At 69.0% G+C, this 21,631-nt stretch carries 16 protein-coding genes; 8 read left to right on the top strand and 8 right to left on the bottom strand.

The annotated features are described in order from the left end of the window. Positions 1 to 76 precede the first annotated feature (76 nt). The 4 genes from ACYVO6_RS33190 to ACYVO6_RS33175 all read right to left on the bottom strand — a co-directional run bounded on the left by ACYVO6_RS33190 (position 77) and on the right by ACYVO6_RS33175 (position 6,475). Positions 77 to 1,084 carry a LacI family DNA-binding transcriptional regulator gene (locus tag ACYVO6_RS33190; protein ID WP_461067707.1) on the bottom strand — a complete coding sequence of 336 codons (1,008 nt, stop codon included), beginning with the start codon at positions 1,082 to 1,084 and terminating at the stop codon, positions 77 to 79. Between the two features lie 108 nt (positions 1,085 to 1,192). Continuing rightward, positions 1,193 to 2,494 (bottom strand): glycoside hydrolase family 27 protein, encoded by a 1,302-nt coding sequence (locus ACYVO6_RS33185; protein ID WP_461067705.1) that lies wholly within the window; start codon positions 2,492 to 2,494, stop codon positions 1,193 to 1,195. 7 nt (positions 2,495 to 2,501) lie between these two features. Further along, positions 2,502 to 4,928, bottom strand: a complete 2,427-nt coding sequence (locus ACYVO6_RS33180) for an alpha-L-arabinofuranosidase C-terminal domain-containing protein (protein WP_461067703.1) — start codon at positions 4,926 to 4,928, stop codon at positions 2,502 to 2,504. Between the two features lie 29 nt (positions 4,929 to 4,957). Continuing rightward, a complete protein-coding gene (locus ACYVO6_RS33175; protein ID WP_461067701.1) occupies positions 4,958 to 6,475 on the bottom strand; it encodes an alpha-N-arabinofuranosidase in 1,518 nt (505 codons plus the stop codon). A gap of 530 nt (positions 6,476 to 7,005) precedes the next feature. Here ACYVO6_RS33175 and ACYVO6_RS33170 point away from each other — a divergent pair. The 4 genes from ACYVO6_RS33170 (at position 7,006) to ACYVO6_RS33155 (ending at position 12,808) form a co-directional block, all read left to right on the top strand. After that, the gene (locus ACYVO6_RS33170) at positions 7,006 to 8,361 is read left to right on the top strand and encodes an extracellular solute-binding protein (RefSeq protein WP_461067699.1); all 1,356 of its coding nucleotides are present in this window, start codon (positions 7,006 to 7,008) and stop codon (positions 8,359 to 8,361) included. Further along, entirely contained in the window at positions 8,358 to 9,386 is a 1,029-nt protein-coding gene (locus ACYVO6_RS33165; protein WP_461067697.1) for a carbohydrate ABC transporter permease, read from the top strand. The genes ACYVO6_RS33170 and ACYVO6_RS33165 overlap by 4 nt, the downstream gene beginning before the upstream one ends. Continuing rightward, a complete protein-coding gene (locus ACYVO6_RS33160) occupies positions 9,386 to 10,207 on the top strand; it encodes a carbohydrate ABC transporter permease (RefSeq protein WP_461067695.1) in 822 nt (273 codons plus the stop codon). The genes ACYVO6_RS33165 and ACYVO6_RS33160 overlap by 1 nt, the downstream gene beginning before the upstream one ends. 726 nt (positions 10,208 to 10,933) lie before the next feature. Next, positions 10,934 to 12,808: an LVIVD repeat-containing protein gene (locus tag ACYVO6_RS33155; protein WP_461067693.1), complete on the top strand. Its 1,875-nt coding sequence runs from the start codon at positions 10,934 to 10,936 to the stop codon at positions 12,806 to 12,808. A 121-nt stretch (positions 12,809 to 12,929) separates the two neighbouring features. Here the strand turns inward: ACYVO6_RS33155 and ACYVO6_RS33150 are convergent, their stop codons facing one another. Together ACYVO6_RS33150 and ACYVO6_RS33145 are read right to left on the bottom strand one after the other, a co-directional pair. Continuing rightward, positions 12,930 to 13,382 (bottom strand): flavodoxin family protein, encoded by a 453-nt coding sequence (locus ACYVO6_RS33150; protein ID WP_461067691.1) that lies wholly within the window; start codon positions 13,380 to 13,382, stop codon positions 12,930 to 12,932. 92 nt (positions 13,383 to 13,474) lie between these two features. Then, the gene (locus tag ACYVO6_RS33145; RefSeq protein ID WP_461067689.1) at positions 13,475 to 14,410 is read right to left on the bottom strand and encodes a hypothetical protein; all 936 of its coding nucleotides are present in this window, start codon (positions 14,408 to 14,410) and stop codon (positions 13,475 to 13,477) included. Between the two features lie 353 nt (positions 14,411 to 14,763). Between ACYVO6_RS33145 and ACYVO6_RS33140 the strand changes: the two genes are divergently transcribed. Both ACYVO6_RS33140 and ACYVO6_RS33135 read left to right on the top strand, forming a co-directional pair. Further along, positions 14,764 to 16,128: a PP2C family protein-serine/threonine phosphatase gene (locus ACYVO6_RS33140; protein WP_461067687.1), complete on the top strand. Its 1,365-nt coding sequence runs from the start codon at positions 14,764 to 14,766 to the stop codon at positions 16,126 to 16,128. Continuing rightward, on the top strand, positions 16,125 to 16,445 hold the full coding sequence (locus ACYVO6_RS33135) for a hypothetical protein (RefSeq protein ID WP_461067685.1): 321 nt from the start codon (positions 16,125 to 16,127) through the stop codon (positions 16,443 to 16,445). Before ACYVO6_RS33140 ends, ACYVO6_RS33135 begins: the two co-directional genes overlap by 4 nt. Before the next feature lie 403 nt (positions 16,446 to 16,848). On the opposite strand, the gene ACYVO6_RS33130 is transcribed toward ACYVO6_RS33135, so the two are convergent. Continuing rightward, entirely contained in the window at positions 16,849 to 17,622 is a 774-nt protein-coding gene (locus tag ACYVO6_RS33130) for a carbonic anhydrase (RefSeq protein WP_461067683.1), read from the bottom strand. Between the two features lie 642 nt (positions 17,623 to 18,264). On the opposite strand from ACYVO6_RS33130, the gene ACYVO6_RS33125 reads away from it, so the two are divergent. Both ACYVO6_RS33125 and ACYVO6_RS33120 read left to right on the top strand, forming a co-directional pair. Further along, positions 18,265 to 19,059, top strand: a complete 795-nt coding sequence (locus tag ACYVO6_RS33125; RefSeq protein ID WP_461067681.1) for an SAM-dependent methyltransferase — start codon at positions 18,265 to 18,267, stop codon at positions 19,057 to 19,059. Positions 19,060 to 19,274: 215 nt separating this feature from the next. Next, a complete protein-coding gene (locus ACYVO6_RS33120) occupies positions 19,275 to 20,282 on the top strand; it encodes a sigma-70 family RNA polymerase sigma factor (protein WP_461067679.1) in 1,008 nt (335 codons plus the stop codon). Positions 20,283 to 20,564: 282 nt separating this feature from the next. On the opposite strand, the gene ACYVO6_RS33115 is transcribed toward ACYVO6_RS33120, so the two are convergent. Continuing rightward, positions 20,565 to 21,545: a helix-turn-helix domain-containing protein gene (locus ACYVO6_RS33115; protein ID WP_461067677.1), complete on the bottom strand. Its 981-nt coding sequence runs from the start codon at positions 21,543 to 21,545 to the stop codon at positions 20,565 to 20,567. Between the last annotated feature and the right edge of the window lie 86 nt (positions 21,546 to 21,631).

Raw genomic sequence — 21,631 nt, 5'->3', positions numbered from 1 at the left:
AAGATCCCCCCAGTTCGCACAAGATTCCCACAGGTCATGGGCGGAGCATGTTACCGGAGCTGATCACGCGCCCGGTTCAGCCACCCGTCGACTCCCGGCTGACCACGGAGAAGTGGCTCACGAACTCCTCGCGGTCCGTCCCGGGTTCCGTCTGCTCGATCCGTCCGGCCAGCAGGTCGACCGCCCGTCGCGCCATCGTGTCGTGGTCCGGATCGATGGTGGACAGGGAGGGGATGAGGAACTCGCTCTCCTCGACGTTGTCGAAGCCGATCACCTTCACCTGCTCCGGCACCCGTACCCCGGCGTCGGCCAGGCCGCGCAGCACACCCATGGCCACGGTGTCGGTCACGCAGAACACGCCGTCGAAGTCGAGCCCGCTGTGCACCATCTCCCGGGCGCGACGCGCACCCGCGCGCATGGTGAGCGTCTCCATGCTCTGCACGAGGCCGGGGCCCACGGGCAGGCCGGCGCTCCGCAGCGCCTTCCGGTAGCCCGTGAAGCGGAGGCTGGACACGTCGACTTCCTCTCCCACCGGCCCGCGCACCATCGCGATACGGCGGCAGCCCCGCTCGATCAGGTGCTGGGTGGCCGCCTGTGCCCCGTCGACGTTGGGCATGGCCACATGGTCGACGGGACCGCCGAAGATCCGCTCGCCCAGGATGACCACCGGGTGGTCCACCTTGAGCAGTTCGACGTCGGCCGGTCCCATGCCGACCGTGCTGAGGATGAGCCCGTCGTAGAGCCGGTTGCGCGACAGGGACAGCGCGTCCAGTTCGTTCTCTCTCGAGGCGCCGGTCTGCTCGATGCACACCCGCAGGCTGTACCGCTCGGCAGCGGCGATGATGGCGGCGGCCAACTGCGCGTAGTAGGGGCTGTTCACCTCGGGCACGGCGAGACCGACCGTGCCGGTGCGGCCCTTGCGCAGATTGCGGGCGGCGACGTTGACGCGGTAGTCGAGCCGGGCCATGGCGTCGAGGACCTTCTCCCGCGTCGCCTTACGCACATTGGGATGGTCGTTGATGACGTTCGAGACGGTCATCGCCGAGACTCCGGCCGCCTTGGCCACGTCCTGGATCGTTGCCACGTTCGCCCCCGCTCTGCCGTCTTGAGGAGCTCCCTTGAGGAGCCACCGACATCATTGAATCTCAGCACTCAGCCCTGCCTGGTCCGTGCGGGCAGCGCTCCGCCCCGCTCAGGTGCTGGTGCCGGATGGGCTGAGGCGGTAGAGCGCCGCGCCGTGGGCGGGGAGTTCGGCCCGCAAGCACTGGCCGTCGTGCGGGGTGTCGGTGCGGGTCCACAGTTCCCGGATACGGTCGTCGGGCCGGGCGCCGACGGAGCCGAGCGGGACAGTGACCCGCGCCGGGTTGTCGGCCAGGGAGAACACGGCGGCGTAGCGCGTACGCCCGTCGGTGTCCCTGGCAGTCCACAGGACGAGGTCCTTCTCGTGAAGGACCTCGCGGTTGTCCCTGCTGTGCCACAGGACGTCGAGCGCTTCGTCGTTGGTGAGCAGCTCGATCGTCTCCGGCGGGCTGGTGGGCAGGTCGCCGCCCATCATCAGCGGCGAACGGGAGATCAGCCACAGCGTCAGCAGGCTGATCTGCTCGGCCCGGCTGAGGCCACTGACGCGGTCCTCGCCCCGCTCGGCCCGGATGCCGATGCGCCCCAGGGGCAGCATGTCGGCGTCCGCCCAGCCGCGCTCACTTTGCCAAGGAGCCCACCGCGCCATGCGCGCGAACTGGGCCGCCACGTCCTCCCACCGGTCCCACAGGTCGTCGCAGACGCGCCACATGGTGGCCGTGTCCCGCAGGTGGTCCAGGTGCGCGACGGAGACGTCGGTGCCGGGGGACAGACTCAGCTCGATGGGCCGGCCGCTGCGGGTGATGGCCAGGGCGTAGGCCGAGATCTCCCGCTCGTGGTACGGGAAGAGCATGTCGTCGGCCTTGATGAAGTCGACGCCCCACGAAGCGAATTGGGCGACCTGCGAGTCGTAGTACGCCTGCGCGCCCGGATGGTCGTGGTTCAGGCCGTAGTTGTCCGGGTTCCAGGGGCATACGGAGCTGGTGTCGGCGATCTCGTCGGCGGTCCACTCCGTCCCCGCCACGGGCAGCCGGGCGGCGACGGCCCGGCGCGGGATGCCGCGCATGATGTGCAGGCCGAAACGCAGGCCGAGTTGGTGCACACGGTCGGCCAGTGGCCCGAATCCCGCGCCGCCCGCCGCCGAGGGAAACCGGTTCGGCGCGGGCAGTTGGCGGCCGTGGTCGTCGAGGACCAGCGGGGCGTCCGCGTTGTAGCCGTGGGCGCGGGCCGTGGGCTCGTACCACTGGATGTCCACGACCACGGTGTCCCAGCCGTGCGCGAGCATGTGGTCCCGCATGAACGTCGCGTTGGCGAGGACCTCTTCCTCGGTGACGGTGGTGCCGTAGCAGTCCCAGCTGTTCCAGCCCATCGGCGGACGCAGGCGTCGTTCGGGAACCGGACGTGCGGATCGGGTCATGGCTGAACTATTCCTGATCTTCTTCTGGGCGGGTGCGCAGGACGGTGAAGGAGTACGGCGGGATGTCGCAGACCGGCCCGGACAGCCGGTCCTCGACGGGGGAGGCCGGGGCGGGCCCGAACCGGCTGGTCGCGTGGGGAGGTGCGGCGAGAGACGTCCGTACGAGACCGGTGCCGACGTCCGCGCCGGCCAGCCGGAGCCGCACGGTGACGGGCTCGGACGTCGAGTTGGCGATCTTGACGATCACGTCACCGGCCGAGCTGTCGCGGACGGCCGAGACGGCGAAGACCTCCGGGGCCGCCGGGGCGTCCTCCAGATCGTGGATCAGCTCGCCGTCGCGGAAGCAGCGGATACGCCGGCCGTCCACCTCGACCCGCAACTCGTACCAGCGGCCGGTCTCGACGGGGCCGGCCACGGCGTCGTTGAGGTCGTGCACCACACCGTCGTCCACCCGCTGGAGCCGCATGCCGCGATTGAGCCAGCCGCCGACCGACCACTGGTACCGGTTGCCGGGCGACGTCTCGGCGAAGCCGATGGTGAAGCCCTCGCCGCCGCCGTTCTTCCTGGCCCGCACGGAGAAGGCGTACGACGGGCCGGCCGCTGCTTCCGCGAGCACCAGCCTGGCGTCGTCCGCTCCGTACGCCGTCTGCCGGATACGGCCGTCGCCCTCCGGCTCCCAATTGCCGGACCCGGCAGCCCAGTTGGCGAAATCCGCGGTCGGTTCCGCCTCTGCGCCCAGGAGGCCGATACGCGCCTCGGTGAACTCGGCGCGGGTGTCGTGACCCGTACCGACGTGGACACCGTGCCGGGCGGTCTCCGGGACGGGGCGAGCCTGGGGCACTCCGATGACGTCGACGGGCAGAGCGGTGTCGCCCGAGTTCACCGAATGCATGTGCTGGACGTGGTAGTTGAGGGTGGGCCAGACGTTCGTGTTGTCGAAGTAGACCAGGTCGGGCAGCCACTGGGTGTGGCCGCGCTTGGCGAGCAGCGGCGCGTACGAGGCCAGCCGGACGACGTCGCCGTTGCGCTCCATGGCGATCATGTAGGCCGCCTCGGCGACGGCGCTGCGCATGTCGTTGTCCCGGGCCGCGTACTCGCCGATGTACAGGTGCGGGCCCTCGCGGTCCATCCCGTCGAAGCGCCGGGTGTTCTCCAGAAACCAGCGCGGCGATTTGTACGAGTGCTCGTCGACGACCGGGACGCTCCTCTCACGGGCGAACGCCCAGCCCTTCTCCCAGTCCTCGCCGGTGGGGGAGGGGCCGACCGTGCCGACGACCGTGATCTCCGGGTGGTGTTCACGCAGCACGTCGTGGATACGGGAGAAGCGGTCGCGGAAGGTGTCGGTGATGGTGTCCTCGTTGCCGACCCCCAGGTACTCGAGGCCGAACGGCTCGGGGTGCCCGGCAGCGGCGCGCAGGGAACCCCAGGGGGAGTCGGCGGGGCCGTTGGCCCACTCCACCAGGGCCAGCACCTCGGCGATGTAGGCGGGCATCTCCTCCTCAGGGATGCCGACCTGGCCGGTCGGCTCGGTGTTCTGACAGCAGACGCCGGCCGGTACGACGGGCAGGGGCTTGGCGCCGATGTCCTCGCAGAACTGGAAGTACTCGTAGTAGCCCAGGCCCATCGACTGGTGGTAGCCCCACAGATTGCGCTGCTGCCGACGCTCGTGCAACGGCCCGATGGTCTCGGGCCAGCGGTACATGTTGCCGAGCCCAAGACCGTGCGCGAGGCAACCCCCCGGGAAACGTACGAACTTGGGTTTCAGGTCCGCGATCACCTGCGCCAGGTCGGCGCGCAGGCCGCCTGGCCGGTCGCGGAAGGTGCTCTGTGGAAAGAGCGAGACCAGGTCCAGATGTACGGTGCCGACCCCGCCCGCGATCACGGTGAACCTGGCGTCCGGGTCCGTCGCCTCACACGTGATCACCGCTGAGTGCCGCTGCCAGGACCCGTGGACCGGACCCAGCTCCGCCCGGCCGTACACCCGGCTGCCGTCCCGGCTCTCGATCTGCACCACCAGACGGTCCGCGGTGCCGTCCGCCAGGCGGGCGAAGAGGCTGACGTCGTAGCGTTCGCCCTCCCTTACGGCGACCCCGTCGAAGCCCTCGTTGCGCAGCGCCGCCCCGCGTCCGTCCGCACCGGCAGTGGTGGTACGCAGCACTGCGTAGTGCGGGTTGGCCGGGTGCAGCGGCGCTTCGACGGACACCGCGACCGACCCTGCGGCGCCGTCCCTCTCCAGCAGCTCCCAGGCGGTGAGGGCGTGCCATTCCGGCCGGTGGTCGGGGGTGTACTCGAAGGACCGGTTCTGCACCAGCTCGGCGTAAAGACCGCCGTCCGCCGCGTGGTTGAGGTCCTCGAAGAACACCCCGAACAGATCGGGTGAGATGGCGGTGCCGGGTGCCGCCGCGTCCACCTCGACGACCGTCTCGGTTTCCATCGCTCTGACAACTCCTGGGTTGGCGGCCGTCAGGCCAGCGGGGCCTGAATGGTGAGGAACGAGTGGGGCGGCAGCGTCAGGCTCAGGCCCTGCTCGGTGACCTTCAACTCGTCGAAGGGGCGCGGGCTGACCGCTCCCGGTGCCTCCGCGCTGTTGTGGTCCTGGAGCCGGTCGGCCGTCAGGAGGCGGGCGACCGGTTCACCGATGGAGCGGCCGCGCAGGTCGAGCGTCACCTCGGCGGACTCCTCGGCGTCGAGGTTGGACAGCGAGATGAGTACCGTTCCGTCCTTGACGCTGGCCGAGGCGGAGAGGGTGTCCAGCTCGGCGTCCCCCACGGTGCGACGGGCGCCCTCCGTGCGCAGGTGCACGGCGAGCGAGGCGGCGTCCTGGTGCCCCTTGTTCATCTCGAACACGTGGTAGGTCGGGGTGAGGACCAGCGAGTCGCCGTCGGTGAGGACCATCGCCTGCAGAACGTTGACGGTCTGCGCGATGTTGGCCATGTACAGGCGCTCGGCATGCTTGTGGAAGATGTCGAAGTGCGTGCCGGCCACCAGCGCGTCACGCATGGTGTTCTGCTGGAACAGGAAGCCTGGGTTGGTGCCCGGCTCGACGTCCCACCAGGTGCCCCACTCGTCCAGGACCAGACCGACCTTCCGGCCGGGGTCGTAGATGTCCATGACGGTGGAGTGACCGGTGAGGATGCGGTCGATCTTCCGGGCGGAGACCATCGTCCGGTAGTAGTCGTCCGTGTCGAAGACGGTGGCGCTGCCCTTCGCGTCCCAGACACCGGCCATCGTGTAATAGTGGACGGATATCCCCTGGTAGAAGGTGCGCGGAGTGGCCTCACAGCCGAAGCAGTTGATCTGCTCCATCAGCGTCCGGGTCCACTTGTAGTCGTCGTCGGCCGCGCCCGAGGCGATGCGGTAGAGCTTGTTGTCGCCGTGGTCGCGGCAGTACGTGGAGTACTGGCGGGCCAGGTCGGCGGAGTACTCGGCGCGCATGTTGCCGCCGCAGCCCCAGGTCTCGTTGCCGATGCCCCAGAACTTCACACTCCAGGGCTCGTCGCGGCCGTTGGCCTTGCGCAGCCGCACCATGGGACTGTCGCCGTCGCGGGTCAGGTACTCGACCCACTCGCTCATCTCCTGGACGGTGCCGCTGCCCACGTTGCCGTTGATGTACGGCTCGGTGCCGAGCAGTTCGCACAGGGCCATGAACTCGTGGGTGCCGAAGTGGTTGTTCTCCTCGACGTTGCCCCAGTGGGTGTTGACCATGCGGGGTCGCTGGTCCCGGGGGCCGATGCCGTCCTTCCAGTGGTACTCGTCGGCGAAACAGCCGCCGGGCCAGCGCAGGTTGGGGATGTTCAGGGCGCGCAGGGCCTCGACGACGTCAAGGCGGATACCGCCCTCGTTGGGGATCGGCGAGCCCTCCCCGACCCAGAAGCCGCCGTAGATGCAGCGGCCGAGGTGCTCGGCGAAGTGGCCGTAGAGGTGGCGGCTGATCTTCGGGCCCTCGAGGTCGAGGTTGATGATCGCGGTGGCGTTGGCCACGGAGGTACTCCAGGGGTGGGTGGCTCGGCAGGTTTGTATCGATAAAAACCGCCTTCTCGTGAACGTGTCAAGAGACGTGCGGGAACTGTTTGGCCGTCAGGGCGCCGCGGTGTCATGCGGGCCGGGCGGCGCGGCGTGTGGGCGTTGCAGGCCGGTTTGTCAGACCCCTTGACACCTTCTGGCGCCGCCACCTAATGTCCGCCGAAGTTTTACGCAACCGGTTTCCCGAGACGGGCATCGGCGGCATAACGGCCACAGCCGAAGAGCCGGTTGATGCGCGACAGGACACAGCCCAGGGCGAGCCGACCCACTCCCGCACCCCTTTCACGCGCCCTTCGCGGCGCCGCACTCTTTTATCGATACAAACGCTCCTGGCCGGCCACGACCAGCCGAGCTTCGGCGTGCCCACACAGGTCACTTGAGCCGAGCGAGCCCTGCGCTTCATCCCCCTTTTCCACTCCCTTTCCACCGTGGATCAGCCCGGCGTTCCGCCCCCCCGCTGCAACCACCCGCACGAAAGGCCCACCAACGTGTCCGTTCCCACCACAGGTTCTCTCGGACGGCGCCGCTTCCTCGCCGCCTCCGCCGGCGCCGCGCTCACCGCGGCAGCCCTGCCCGGTTGCGCCGCCTCGGTCGACGACGGCGATGACTCCGGCGGCTCCGGCGGCAAAAAGAGCAAGACGACGCTCACCGTCATGGCCGTGGAAAACGAATTCGACGTCAAGGCCGCCGAAAAGGCGCTGGGGATGAAGGTCAGGCTCATCGTCCAGGACAACTCCAAGCTCAACGCCATGCTGGCCGCGAAGACCCCGCCGGACGTGGTGGTGGGCTGGGGTGCGTCGGAGACCTCGTACTTCGCCGCACGCGGGCTGATGACCGACCTGGACCCGTACTTCGCCAAGAGCACGGCGCTCAAGCCGTCCGACCTCGACCCGGTCAACGACGTCTGGCGCTTCGACGGCACCAAGCAGGGCGCGGGCCCCCGCTACGGCATGACCAAGGACTACTCGCAGGACCAGATGTTCTGGTACCGCACCGACATGTTCGACGCCGCGAAGCTGGACCACCCCAGCGAGACCGAGCCGCTCTCCTACGACGAGTGGCTGGACCTGGGCAAGCGGCTGGTCAAGCGCAGGCTCGGCAAGGTGAAGGTGTACGGGCTGAACGCCACCGGACTGGGCGTCTTCTCCCAGGTCATGGGGATGACCGCGTCGGCCGGCGGCAGTCTGTTCGCCGAGGACCTGGCCTCGGTCGACTTCTCCTCGCCCGAAGCGCTGGAGGCGCTGAAGTGGCACCTGGAGTACGCACGGGCCGACATCGGCCCGAGCGTCGCCAACCCCAACCCGGACGGCTGGGACTGGCCCCCCTACCAGGCCGGGCGGATGGCGATGACCTGCACCGGCTACTGGTTCGGCGGGGTGATCGGCGGCGACGCCAAGGTCGCCGCGGTGTCGCGCCTGGCGCCCGCGCCCCAGATGGGCGGCAACCGCATCAGCCCCTGCTTCGGCGCCACCGGCTGCTGGATCCCCAAGGACGCCAAGAACAAGGACGCGGCCTGGACGTTCTTCGAGTGGTACTTCGGCGGCAAGCCCGCCCAGGACCGGGCGAGCAGCGGCTGGGGCATCCCGGCTCTGAAGTCGCTGCGCTCGCGGATGCCACAGGGCAAGCCGTACCAGAAGCAGGCGTTCGAGGTGCAGACGCAGGAACTCGAACACTTCTCGACGCTGACCTTCACCCCGTACGTACAGCGGGCCGCCCTGGACGGTGTCGTCAACAAGGTGCTGCCGGGCGCGGTCAAGTCCGGCACCTCGGCGGGGAAGGTCGCCGATGAGCTGAACTCGCGTATGAACGAGCAGATCGCCAAGGGCAAGGAGCTCGTAAGGTGAGCACCGGTCAGCTCACCGGTCAGGCCGCCGGGCCGCGCGTGCCGTCCCCGTCCTCGGGGCCGGCCCCACGCCCGGCGCGCGGGCGGCGCTCACTCAGGGCACGCAGGGCCTGGGACTTCTACCTGTTCGCCGGCCCCTGGATGCTGGGCTTCCTGGCCCTGACGGCCTACCCGCTCGGGTACGCCCTGTGGCTGAGCTTCACCAACTCCGACGGGCTCTCCGACAACTCCCGCTTCGTCGGCCTGGACAACTACCGGGAGGTCTTCACCAACCCGGAGACGATCTCCTCGCTGGCCCGTACCGGGCTGTTCACCGCGATCACGGTGCCGCTGACGATCCTGGCGGGGCTGATCATGGCGGTGCTGGTGAACCGGCCGATCAAGGCCCGCGGCCTGTTCCGCACCCTGCTGTACCTGCCCGCCGTCGTCCCGCCGGTCGGTGCGGCCCTCGTCTTCAAGCTGATCTTCGACCGTGACTCGGGGGCGGCCAACGGCGCCCTGGACTCCCTCGGCGTCAACGGGGTGACCTGGCTGGTGGATCCGTACGCCCGCTACGTGTTGATCATGCTGACGATGTGGGCCGCGGGCAACGTCATGATCATCTCGCTGGCGGGACTCCAGGACATACCCAAAGAGGTGCACGAGGCGGCCCGAGTGGACGGGGCCAGCCCCTGGCAGTCCTTCACCCGCATCACCCTGCCACTGCTCTCTCCGGTGCTGTTCTTCCAGGTCATCACCGGGGTCATCGCGGCGCTGCAGAGCTTCGCACCGCTGCTGATCGCGCTCGATCCCACCCCCGCGGGGGTGGGGAACGTTCCCGAGAGCAACTACTTCTTCATGATCAACGTCTTCGCCGAGTACTTCGCCAACGGACGTTACGGCTACGCCTCCGCCATGCTGTGGGTGCTCTTCGTGATCATCATGGCCGTCACCTTCCTCCTCTTCAAGCTGAGCAAGGGCGCTGTCTTCTACTCCGTGGAACCGGAGCCGGCGAAGAACAAGCCCCGCACGATCGGAGGCAAGTGATGGTGTTCGCCCGGCGCAGCGCCGTCTACATGGTCCTGGTGGCGGTCCTCGTCCTCTTCCTCAGCCCCTTCGGCTGGCTGGTGATCACCGCGCTGAAGGACTCGTCCGAGCTGCGCGCCATGCCCATCCACTGGTGGCCGCACGACCCGAGCCTGGAAAACTTCAAGGACGCTCTGACCCACTTCCAGTACTTCGCGTACGCCCGCAACTCCCTGACGATCGCCACCATCTACTCGGTGCTGATCACGCTCGCCTCGGCCTGGGCCGGATACGGCTTCGCCCGGCTGGACGCGCCGGGAAAGCGGGTGATCTTCGGCGTACTGATGTCGACGATGATGCTGCCGCAGATCATCACCCTCATCCCCACCTATCTGCTGTTCGCCAAGATCAACCTGCTGAACACCTACATGCCGTGGGTGCTGTGGGGCCTGGCCGGCGCCCCCTTCCTCATCTTCCTGTTCCGGCAGTTCTTCTCCAACATGCCCAAGGAACTGGAGGAGGCCGCGATCGTCGACGGCTGCGGAAGCGTGCGCATCTTCTGGCGCATCTTCCTGCCGCAGTCCTGGCCGGTCATCGCCGCCAGCCTGATCATCTCCTTCAGTTGGAGCTGGGGCGATTACGTCGCCCCCGCCCTGCTGCTGGACTCCGACCGCACCACACTCACCGTCAAGCTCGCCACCGGCTACGTCAACGAACACGGTGCTCAGATGTCCAACCTCGTCGCCGCCGGCGCCGTGATGTACGTCGTGCCCGTGCTCGCGCTCTTCCTCATCATGCAGCGCGGCTTCGTCTCGGGCATCTCCACATCCGGGCTCAAGTAGCCAACGCCCCCGCTCATGGCAGGAGTTGGCGCGCGAGCGTGTCCGCTGCCACTGTGCTGGTGACCAGCCGCGGCCGGTCACCAGCAGGCCGTAGGTCTCCGGGCCGAGCACGGTCAGGGAGATGTCGGCCGCCGACTTCGGCGCGATGTTCGCACCCGCCCCGGGCCGGACCGCCACCGAACTGGTCCGGGTCTGCCGCCCAGGGGGAGTACTCGCCGCCGCCTCCGCACCCCCAACTACCCGCAGCTGCCCACCGGCGGGAGGGGCCGTGGGCCGGTGCGTCGTATGCCCGTCGCTTAGGTGCTGTCTCGGAGAACCAGGACCGTGTACCAGGCCAGGGCCGTATGCCCGGCCTGCGACGGGCTGACGCACCGGCCCACGGCCCCGACCCACCACCCACCCAGGGGCGCGGGGAACGGCGCGACCAGCCACCACGCACCCGCACCCGAAAACGAACCCAACCGCCCAACCGCCGGAGGCAACCCGCCCAACCGCCGGGCGGGTTCGCAGAAGGTGTCGATGCTGTCGGCGGTCAGCGGCCACCCGATACGGCCGGCACTCTCCGGCTCACCTGGAGTGAGTGCACACACGGTTTCCTCAACTTCCCCCGAATACAGCCACATTGACGACCGCTCACCCGATTGAAACATCAAGTACCTTTCCGGTGCCGGTTGTTCGAACCGGCATGCGCCTCGGGGGACCCGACCAGTCCCAGTGGAGGGAACCATGCACAACGGCCACAGACGGGCCGCCACCAGCCTTGTCACGGCGATCACCCTCGCCGTCACCGGACTCACCGGCACCGCGTACGGACACGGCGTCCCCGCCGCGGACGACGCCGTCGACAACGGTGCCGCCCATGACCACGACCACCAGCACGGCGGCGAGGAGGGGCACCTCCCGGCCACCGACAAGAACGTCCGCCTCATCAGCAAGCTGAAGCTGCCGAACGTCACCGAAGGCAAGATCGCCGATGTCGGCGTCTACAAGGGATACGCCTACCTCGCCTCCTGGGGCGGCGTGGGCTGCGACAACACCGGCGTACACGTCGTCGACATCCGCAAGCCCAGCAAACCGAAGGTCGCCGGGTTCATCCCGGCTCCGGCAGGCAGCGCCCCCGGCGAGGGCATCCAGACCGTCCGCCTCTCCACGCCCGCCTTCACCGGCGACGTCCTCGTCAGCAACAACGAGGTCTGCGGCGACGGCGGTGCCGGCGGCATGAACCTCTACGACGTCACCGACCCCGCCAAGCCCAAGGTGCTGGCCGAGGGCATCGGCGACTTCACGCTGGACGGCGAGCAGACCGAGAAGGCCAACGACATCCACAGCGTCTTCGCCTGGGACGCCGGCGACAAGGCGTACGCCGTGATCGTCGACAACCAGGAGGGCGCCAACACCGACTTCATGGACATCACCGACCCGGCGAACCCGCGACTCGTCGCGGAGTACGACCTGACGGAGACGTTCCCGCAGATCGTGCAGGCGGCGCCGGAGAACCTGGGGGAGATCTTCCTCCACGACATGGTGGTCAAGAAGATCCGCGGCCGCCAGGTGCTGCTGGCCTCGTACTGGGACGGCGGGTACATCACCGCGGATGTGACCGACCCGAAGAACATCACGTACCTCGGCGACACCGACTTCGCCGACCCCGACCCCGAGGCCGCCGAGAGCGGACTCGACGTGGCGCCCGAAGGCAACGCCCACCAGGCCGAGTTCACCCTCGACAACCGGTATGTCATCGCCGCCGACGAGGACTTCGCCCCGTACCAGGTCTCGGCCCGCAACACGGACGACGACACCACCGTCAACGCCGCCCAGGGCGTCGCCCTGGAAGAAGGGCAGACCGTCACCGGCGGCACCACGTACGTCGGTCGCGCCTGCAACGGTGGTCCGGCCGTCCCTCCGGGCGACCCCGCCGCCATGGACATCGCCGTCGTCGAACGTGGCTCCCACGTCGAAGGCGGCGTGTGCACCTACAGCGAGAAGGTCGCCAACATCGAGGCGGCGGGCGGCTACGACGCCGTCCTCGTCGTCAACCGCACCGGCGCCGACGCCTGCGACAGCCAGGCCGGCATGACCGTCGAGGGCACCCTGCCCACCTTCGGCGTAGCACCGCGCGGCCAGGGCTTCGCCGTCTTCGACCAGCCCTACAACAACGACGACTGCCTCGCCGGCACCGGCCCGGCCACCCTGCCGGTGGACATCGGCACCAAGGGCGACCGGCTCACCTTCTCCTCGTTCTTCGACGGCTGGGGCTACGCGCACCTGTACCGCAACGAGCGCGGGAAGATGACCGAGCTGGACACCTACGCCATCGACGAGGCGCACGACCCGGAGTACGCCACCGGCTTCGGCGACTTGTCGATCCACGAGGCCGCCGCCTCCCAGGTGCGGCCCGATCTCGCGTACTTCTCCTACTACGCGGGCGGCTTCCGCGTCGCGAAGGTCAAGCACAACAAGCTCGTGGAGGTCGGCCGCTTCATCGACGAAGAGGGCAGCAACTTCTGGGGCGTCCAGACCTTCCACCACTTCGGAAAGGAGTACGTCGCCGCCTCCGACCGCGACTACGGGCTCTACATCTTCCAGTACACCGGCCGCTGAATGTGATGCAGCAGAGTGGGCCCCGGAGCCGTTTCACCTCGGCTCCGGGCCCCACCCCCTGGTGGACTGGCCAGATACACGGGCTAAATGCACGGATTCCTGAATTCAGGAATCCCCGCGCTCAGTCCGTCAATCCGGCTGCGACCGTCGCGCCGAGCTCCCAGCACGCCTCGATGTCGGCCTTGCCCGGCTCGCCGGTGACGGTCACCGGCTCGGCCGCACGGCGCCAGCCGAGGCCCATCGTGATCGACTCGATCCCGCGCAGGGCCCCTGTCGTGTCACTCCCGCCGTGCACGTAGAAGCCGAACGGGCGACCACGTGTCGCGTCCAGGCACGGGTAGTACACCTGGTCGAAGAAATGCTTGAGGGCGCCGGACATGTAGCCGAGGTTCGCCGGAGTGCCGAGCAGATATCCGTCCGCGGCCAGTACGTCCGACGCCGTCGCGGACAGCGCGGCGAGCCGTACGACCCGTACGCCCTCGATCTCCGGTGCCGTCGCGCCGGACACGACGGCTTCGAACATCGCCTGGCAGTTGGGCGAAGGCGTGTGATGCACGATCAACAAGGTGGCCACGTTCCGAAACCCTGCCGTGCCGGCACATCCCTCTGCAAGCGGCGCCGCTGTCGGCCGTCATCTGGATCATTCTGGGTGCCGTTGACGGGTACTTACTTCGTACTGAACTTCAGTACGGCGCCGTCCTTGTTGACCGCGATGGCGTCGACGGTGGTCTCCTTGCCGTCCGCTGTGGAGAACGCGCCTCCCCCGCCGTCGCCGAACGACATATTGCTCACGAATCCCGAGGAATCGCTGTGCGTGACGGTGACCGTGGAGCCCTTCACGGTCACGTGCAGATTCCAGTCGCCGACCACGAAGTCCACCGGCTTGGTGACGAGGACCTCGCAGTCCCCGTCCTTGCAGGCTCCGGTGTCCCTGCCGTCCTTGGCCTTCGGCAGCGGGCCGGTCGAGGCCGGGCTCGGGGACGCGGGCTCGGGGGCGCTGGGTGACGGCTTGGCGGGCGGGACGCAGCGGGGCGCGAGCCCGTGGGCGGCCTTGAGCCTCGGTTCCTCGGCGACCACGGCCGGCAGTGCGGGTTTCGGCATCTTCAGGGCCTCGACCAGGCCGGCCAGGCGCTCGGCGCGGTCGATCTGCTCCTTCTCGGAGAGGCTGTAGAGAGTCATGGGGTCGGACAGCTTGTCGGCCTCCGCGGCGGCCTTGCCGACATCCTTGGCCAGCCGGTCGTGCAGCCGGTCTGCGGCGGTGATGCCCGTCTTCCGTACACTGTCGAGCCCCTGAGCGACCGTGTCGAGGGACGACGAGGTGCTCGACAGATAGCTCTGTGTCTCCATGTCGATCGGCATGATCACGTCTTCGGGGGGATCCGTGACGTCCTTGATGCCCTCGGCGCTCTCCTTCTTCAACGCCTCGAAACCGTCGGTGGACTCACACATTCCGTCGGCCCAGACGACGAGCGCACGGCTCGGTACCGGGCTCGCCGACTGCTTGGCCTCGGACGTGTCCTTGTCCGACGAACAACCGCCGACGGCCAGTACGCCCCCGACCACCACCGCCGCGACGCATTTCACTCGTGCGGGCAAGTCCATCCCCCTCACCTCTCACCAGTCCACTTCTTGCCGGTGTCCGCTTCCGAGGAGCTCACCATCGCCCTCCTCGACGTCGACGAGCACGGTAGGCCGTCCCTACGGGGACCCCTCCCGACGCTGGGTTCGTTGCCGGGTGCGGGTGCGCCCCTGGCCCCCGCTCAAGCTGCAGGCCACACCCTCCGAGCCGGCGAGGGCGGAGGGATCGCCTGACGGCGTGCGGTAACTGCTGTAAGGCCGCTCCTTGCCGCTGGCGCTCACGGCGGGGCGAGAGGGCTACCGGTGTTCTAGGGTGTGCGGTGTGGCCGTATCCGGCCCGCAGAACCCGGGAGCGGCCGGGAAGAGGTGAGGCGCCGATGAGCGGCGACGAGAGCCTTCAGCGCCGGCAGTCGCCGACGGCGTTCAGTCCGGCCGGGGATGCGGACGTGGTCGACATCGCCGGGCAGGTCGAACAACTCACCCGGGCTCAGGGACGCATGCAGGCGCTGCTGGACGCGGTGCTCGCGGTCGGCCGCGAGCTGGAGCTGCCGGTGGTGCTGCGGGAGATCGTGAGCGCCGCGATGCAGCTGGTGAACGCCCGCTACGGCGCCCTCGGCGTGTTCAACGAGGACCGTACGGGCCTCGAGGACTTCATCCCGCTGGGCCTGAGCGACACCGAGCACCAGGCCCTGGCCGACGTACACCCCCCGCACGGCCGCGGCCTGCTCGCCCACCTGATCGAGCAGCACGAACCGCTGCGCGTGGACGACGTACCGCACCATCCGGACGCGGTCGGCTTCCCCACCGGGCATCCGCCGATGCGGGCCCTGCTCGGGGTGGCGATCGGCGTGCACGGGCGCATCTACGGCAACCTGTACCTGACCGACCGGCGCGACGGCAAACCGTTCGACGACCAGGACGCGGCGGTCGTCCTCGCGCTGGCCGGGGCCGCCGGCATCGCCATCGAGAACGCCCGGCTGTATCAGCAGGTGCGTACCTCCGCCGAGCAGTTCCAGCGCCTGCTGCTGCCCACCCTGCCCGACCTGGCTCCGTTCACCGCGGCCGCGGTGTACCGGCCGGCGACCGCCCCCGACCACCACCTGGGCGGCGACTGGTACGACGCCCTGCTGCTCCCCGACGGCGCCTGCGCCGCGATCATCGGCGACGTGGTGGGCCACGACCTGACCGCGGCCGCCGCCATGGCGCAGACCCGCAACATGCTCCGCGCCCTGCTGTACGACCGGCGCACCCCGCCGAGCCTGGTCCTGGACCGGCTCGACGACACCCTGCACGCCATCACCGACGCCCCCGTCACCACCGCCTGCCTGGCCCGCATCGAACCCGGCGGCGACGGCTGGCGCCTGCACTGGTCGACGGCCGGCCACCTGCCGCCCATGCTCCTCTCTGCCGACGGCCGCACCCGCTACCTGCAGGCCGAACCCGGCGTGCCGCTGGGCGTCGACACCCGCCTGCCACGCCCCGACCACATCCACCCGCTGGCGCCCGGAGACACAGTGCTGCTGTTCACCGACGGCCTGGTCGAACACCCCGAGCACCCGCTGGATGCCGGACTGGACACGCTTGCCGTCACCGCCGCCGCCCACGTCGGGCTGCCCCTCGACGCACTCTGCTGCACGCTGGCCGACCAGAACCCCGGCGACGGCCACGACGACCTCGCTCTTCTCGCCGTGCGCACCCCCGCGCACCGGTCCCGGGAACGGTTCCTCAGCCGCCGGTCGTGAGTCAACTGGCCGGGGCCGGAATCCACATCCGTTGGGACTTCGCCCGTCCCGCGCCACGGCTGCACGACGTGGCCTACGCGCTGGAATACGTCGCCCCGTTCCGCGGCGACGCCGAATGCCTGCGCCGGCTGCACTACCCCGCGCCGCCGGACCGCCGCCGACGGCTGGAACTCTTCTGCACCGCCTACGGGATCGACTCGACCGAGGGGATCGTCGAGGCCGTCATCGCCAGACAGCGCGACAACGCCGACCTTGTACGCAGCCTTGCCGAGCAAGGGCACGAGCCCCAGGCCACGTGGGCATCCAATGGCTGCTGACCCAACTTGCCGACAGAATCACCTGGAGCCTGACCCACCGGCACCTGTTCGAGTAGCGATTCGCCCGTCACCGACCGTACTCCCGGCCCTTCAGCCCGCATATTCCATTGCGCGTGACGAGCCAAGGAGTTGAGAGTCGGCACGTGCATGATCTGACATTGACCGACGGCGCCATCACGCTGTCCCCCTGAACCTGGACGACGTCGACGACCATCTGGCGGGGGAGGACGAACTCCTGGTGCGTTGGCTCAACGGAGGGCCGGGAACCCGGGCAGACACCGAGGCATACATCCGCCACTGCATCGAACAGTGGGCAGACGGTGGACCGTTGCGGGCCTTCGGAGTGCGCGCAAGCACCCCTCCGGCCCTCGCCGGCACGACGAACGCCCAGGGGATGCGGCGATCAGCAGATCCGGTGGACCCGCTGGGTGTTCAGCTCGTAGCGGGCGCCGACTATGGCCAGGTCACCCGAGACCACCCTGGCAGCGAGGTCGGGCTCGGCGGCGAGCCGGGAGCGGACCATGCGTACGTTGGCGTTGATCGTCGCGTCGATGCGCGCGTCGCCCTCCTTGGTGTGGTCGATGGCCGGGGCTATCTGGTCGGCCAGGTACTGGATGTGGGCGGGCAGTTTCTCGCCGGTCTCGTCCGCCTCGACGGCGGCGGTCACGGCGCCGCACGACTGGTGCCCGAGCACCATGATCAGCGGCGTGCCCAGTTCGAGCGGCCCGTACGCGATGCTGCCGAGCACGGCCTCGTCCAGGACCTCGCCGGCGGACCGCACGATGAACAGATCGCCGAGGCCCTGGTCGAAGACCAGTTCCGGGGGTACGCGCGAGTCGATACAGCCGAGCACCACGGCGAACGGGTGCTGACCCGCCGTCAGGTCCTGCCGGACGGCGGGCGTCTCGTGGGGGTGCCGCTCGCAGTAGGTGCGCCAGCGGAGATTGCCCGCCGTGAGTTCCCGCAGGGCTTCCTCGGCGGTGGTCGGGCGGGGGCGAGTGCTGCCGGTGGGGGGCGTGGTGGCAGCGGCGGGCGCGCCGACGGCGAGACCGGCACCGATGGCAACGGTGCCGGTCAGCGCGGCGCGGAGCAGGGAGCGCCGGGCGGGGATCGCCGCCGCGACGGACGCAGCCGACGCACGGCCGACGGCTCTGTGGGGTGCAACGTCAGTGTTCACGGGGAAGAACGTACGTCCGGATCCGCGGAGAATCGTCCGCGTTGCTGAACCTTGGCGTGCGTTGAGTCAATCTTGAAGGTGGGCATTCCGGTTCTTGGAGGAAGATATTCCGAGCCATGACCAGCGCCCTTCGCGCAGGGTGAGCGAGCCCGGCCTGCTCGTGCCGGTTGTGGGACTGTCCCGCGGGGGCGCAGTCGGGCAGGCCGGACTGTCAGCGGCGTGCGGTCCCTGGTCTACGGGGGCAAGCTCTCGGGTGTACCGGCTGCGGCCTCGTCTCACCGAGGTCCGCCGTGGCGTCCACTCGGTCCGTACGTGGCGCTCGGGCAGGCCGGCTGTGCGCCTGCCGCAGGCCGCGCACTTACGGTAGGTCAGCGCCTCATGGACCAGCCACGTTTCTGGTTCTCCCGGGTCGTCGGCGTCGACCAGGCGCAGGCCTGCCTGCTTCTCCCCGGCTGTTGGCCGTTCATGGTGCGGGGCGAAGCGGTCCGAGACGACGCACCCGGGCCCCAGGATTCGCCCCGCGACCCGCGCGAGGCCCTTGGCGTCGGACTGGCCGGGCTCGGTGAGGTGCCGGCGACCGAACTCGCATTGGTTCACTCGCCTAGGTTATGGAGTGTCATCCGCCCAACTCGGGGAGTTCCGATGTCACTTGAGAGCCCGCTCATCAACAGCAGCGTGCCGCACTCCGCCCGGATCTGGAACTACTGGCTCGGCGGGAAGGACTGCTACGAGATCGACCGGGAAGTCGGCGACCAGATCGCGGGCACCAACCCGGCGATCCTCGACATCGCCGTGGCGCAGCGGGCGTTTCTCGTCCGGGCGGTGGAGTACCTCGTCGGCGAGGCCGGCATCCGCCAGTTCCTGGACGTGGGTACCGGCCTGCCCACCGCGAACAACACCCACGAAGTCGCCCAGCGGCTGATCCCCGAGACCCGGATCGTCTACGTCGATCACGATCCGGTCGTCCTGTCCCACGCCGAGGCGCTGCTCACCAGCACGCCCGAAGGAGCCACGGACTACATCGACGCCGACCTGCGCGATCCCACCGTCGTCCTGGAACAGGCCGCCAAGACACTGGATTTCACCCAGCCGGTCGCGCTGATACTGCTGGGGATCACCGCCCACATCACCGACGACACCGTCTATGACATCGTCGGCCTCCTCATGGACGCTCTGCCCTCCGGCAGCTACCTCGTGCTCTGCGACGACACCGAAGTACTCAACCCGCAGCAGATGCGCGAGATGATCGAGCAGTGGAATGAGGCGAGCGACAACCCCCGCATCAACCGCAGCCCGGAAGAACTCGCCCGGTTCTTCGAGGGCCTGGAACTGCTGGAGCCCGGCCTGGTCTCCGTCTCCCGGTGGCGCCCCAGCCAGTCCGGAGAACAAGCGCCCGCCGAGGTCGACGACTTCGGCGGTGTGGCGCGCAAGCAGTAGTCAGTCGTCCCTACTCCATGGGGTACACCGGGGTACACCGGACAGGCGTTGAGCCTGGGCCGGCGCGACGGGCTGCTGCAGGCCGGCCGCAGGAACGACACCGTGCGGCGACTCTACTTCGCCGGGCGCACCGCGGCCGCGGTCAAGGAGCGAGTCTGTCGCTACGCGAAGTTCGGCGCCCGCACCGCCACGTACGCCTGGCTGCGGGGCTCGAAGTGACCGAGCAGCCGGATCCCGCGGACGAGTTCACCACGCACAGGGCCCTGCTGTTCTCGATCGCCTACGAGATCCTCGGGTCGGTGGCCGACGCCGAAGACGTCCTGCAGGACAGCTACCTGCGGTGGCGGTCGGTGAACCACACCTCGGTGGACAACGCGCGGGCCTATCTGGCGCAGATCGTCACCCGGCAGGCGCTCAGCGTACTGCGGTCGGCCGTCCGCCGCCGGGAGCAGTACGTGGGGCCGTGGCTGCCCGAGCCGCTGGCGTGCGACGCTGTCGGCGCGGCACCCGACGGCATCGACCATGTGCTCACCGGCGAGGCCGTGACCACCGCGATGCTGCTGGTCCTGGAGGCCCTGACCCCTGCCCAGCGCGCGGTGTTCGTGTTGCGCGAGGTGTTCGGCTTCGACTACGCGGAGATCGCCGCCGCGGTGGGCAAGTCCGACGCTGCGGTGCGGCAGTTGAACCAGCGCGCCCGCAACAGCGTGCGCGCGAGGCGCCACACCGCAGTCGCCACCCCTGCTGAGGCACGGCCGGTCGCCGAGGCGTTGGGGCGCAAGCTGGCTGCTCCTGTCGTGTCCGTGGACCCGATCGAGGCGGCGATGTGGCGTGCGGGGGTGGCCCGTGACCAGCCCACGGGCCTGGCGGCGTATGTCGTGGCCGAGGCTGTGGCCGATGGTGTGCTCGGCATGGGCCAGACCGTGATCGTCGATGCGGTCAACGCCGTGGAGGCGGCGCGGGGACAGTGTCGGTCGCTGGCGGATCGTCATGGTGTGCCGGTGGTGTTCATCGAGGTGGTGTGTTCGGATCCGGTGGTGCACCGCCGTCGGTTGGAGAACCGGTCCCGGGGATCGAGAGCTTCGCTGAGCCGACGTGGGAGGTGGTGGAACGTCTGCGGGAGGAGTTCGTACGGGGACGGGAACGGGGGCGTCCCGAAGGGGTGGCGGTTGAACTACCGTCTGGGGGTGCTCGGGTTATGGGCGGTTGAACCGGTGAGCGGTTGAGTGCGTTGCAGGAGACACAGCGTCGCAGCGGCGGCTTACGAGGGAGCTCTCCAGCTAGGAAACCAGGTCGGACGGGACATCGAGGGTGGCGCGACAGGTGACCACGAAGCTCCTTGCTCCGGGCGGTAGTTGACACCATCGCAACGGGCAAGGAGTTTCGTGCGTCACGGCTCCCTCGTCACCCGATCCGGGCCCAACCGGAGGAGCTCATTGATCAGATGCCCTCTTATAGGCAGGTGGGCCGGGTGCGTGGCCGGCCGACAGATGACCGTCAAGGCCGGGTCATCTTTTGGCCGACCTGGTCGAGCCTGCGTATTCGGTGGGTGTTCGGCCGTACTGCTTCTTGAAGGCGCGGATGAAGTGGCTGCTGTCGGCGAAGTGCCAGTGGGCGGCAAGTTCGGAGACGCTCAGCCGTCCGGACGGGGCGGAGAGCGCGAGGCGGGCTTCTTCCAGCCGCCGTTGGCGGATGTAGGCGGCCACCGACTCTCCCGCCGCGGCGAACGCTCGCTGCAACGTGCGTACGGAGACGTTGAGTTGACGCGCCAGCATCGCCGGATACAGTTCGGGATCGGCGAGATGGCTGTTGGCGAGGTCCTTCGCGGCCTTGGCGAGCGCGGGAGCCAGCAGGGGTTCTGTGTCGTCGAACCGACGTACGACCACAGCCTTGGCCAGCTCGATCAGGGTGCTGTGAGCGGCGTGCACACCGGCCGGGCCGAGGTCGGCAATGGTTGCGTGGACCATCTCCGTGTGGGCCACCAGCAGGCGCACCTCGGCCGAGTTCGCCGGCCCGGTGATGATCCGGTTCCCGAGCACGGGGCTGAGCATTGCGGCGGGCAGAGCGAAGATCTTCGTCGTCGTGTGCGGCGCCGTCTCGAACTGCGTGGGCCGTCCGAAGTGCCGGAGGCGGAACTGCCCGGCCGAAACCGTGTGTTCGCCGCGATTGGGCGGGTCATCCAACGTCCATGTGCCGCGCCGCACTACGTGCATCACCACCGCATCGTGATCGTCACCCGGGGTGCCCGCGAGGGCCGACGCGCTGCGGACATCGGCGAACCTCACGTCGCGCACCTTGGCGGCGCGGCCCTTGACCCGGAGGTCACCGATCGTGGCCGGACTGAAGGTCGGCAGTTGGAAGACATCGCCGATCTGCGTCTCCCATACGTGCCGTAAGGCGTCGAACCCGCGCGGCCCGGCGCCCGCGATGGTGGAGTCCAGTAAGAACGCCCCGCGCGACCCCTCGGCCTCCGGTGCAGCGTTGTTCATCGTCTACCTCCATGCGCTGCTCCAACGCTGTCTCGTGGCGCGGATGTTCCGTACGGATGCCGCTGTGGTTCAAGGGCGCGCCGCGC

It is taken from the genome of Streptomyces pseudoechinosporeus, assembly GCF_054783935.1.
This window is presented reverse-complemented; position numbering and strand designations above follow the sequence as displayed.

Excerpts from the sequence above, each read along its gene's own strand:
- ACYVO6_RS33185 (WP_461067705.1), bottom strand. The coding sequence starts at position 2,494 with ATGACCCGATCCGCACGTCCGGTTCCCGAACGACGCCTGCGTCCGCCG.
- ACYVO6_RS33180 (WP_461067703.1), bottom strand. The coding sequence starts at position 4,928 with ATGGAAACCGAGACGGTCGTCGAGGTGGACGCGGCGGCACCCGGCACC.
- ACYVO6_RS33160 (WP_461067695.1), top strand. The coding sequence starts at position 9,386 with ATGGTGTTCGCCCGGCGCAGCGCCGTCTACATGGTCCTGGTGGCGGTC.
- ACYVO6_RS33155 (WP_461067693.1), top strand. The coding sequence starts at position 10,934 with ATGCACAACGGCCACAGACGGGCCGCCACCAGCCTTGTCACGGCGATC.
- ACYVO6_RS33145 (WP_461067689.1), bottom strand. The coding sequence starts at position 14,410 with ATGGACTTGCCCGCACGAGTGAAATGCGTCGCGGCGGTGGTGGTCGGG.
- ACYVO6_RS33140 (WP_461067687.1), top strand. The coding sequence starts at position 14,764 with ATGAGCGGCGACGAGAGCCTTCAGCGCCGGCAGTCGCCGACGGCGTTC.
- ACYVO6_RS33125 (WP_461067681.1), top strand. The coding sequence starts at position 18,265 with ATGTCACTTGAGAGCCCGCTCATCAACAGCAGCGTGCCGCACTCCGCC.
- ACYVO6_RS33115 (WP_461067677.1), bottom strand. The coding sequence starts at position 21,545 with ATGAACAACGCTGCACCGGAGGCCGAGGGGTCGCGCGGGGCGTTCTTA.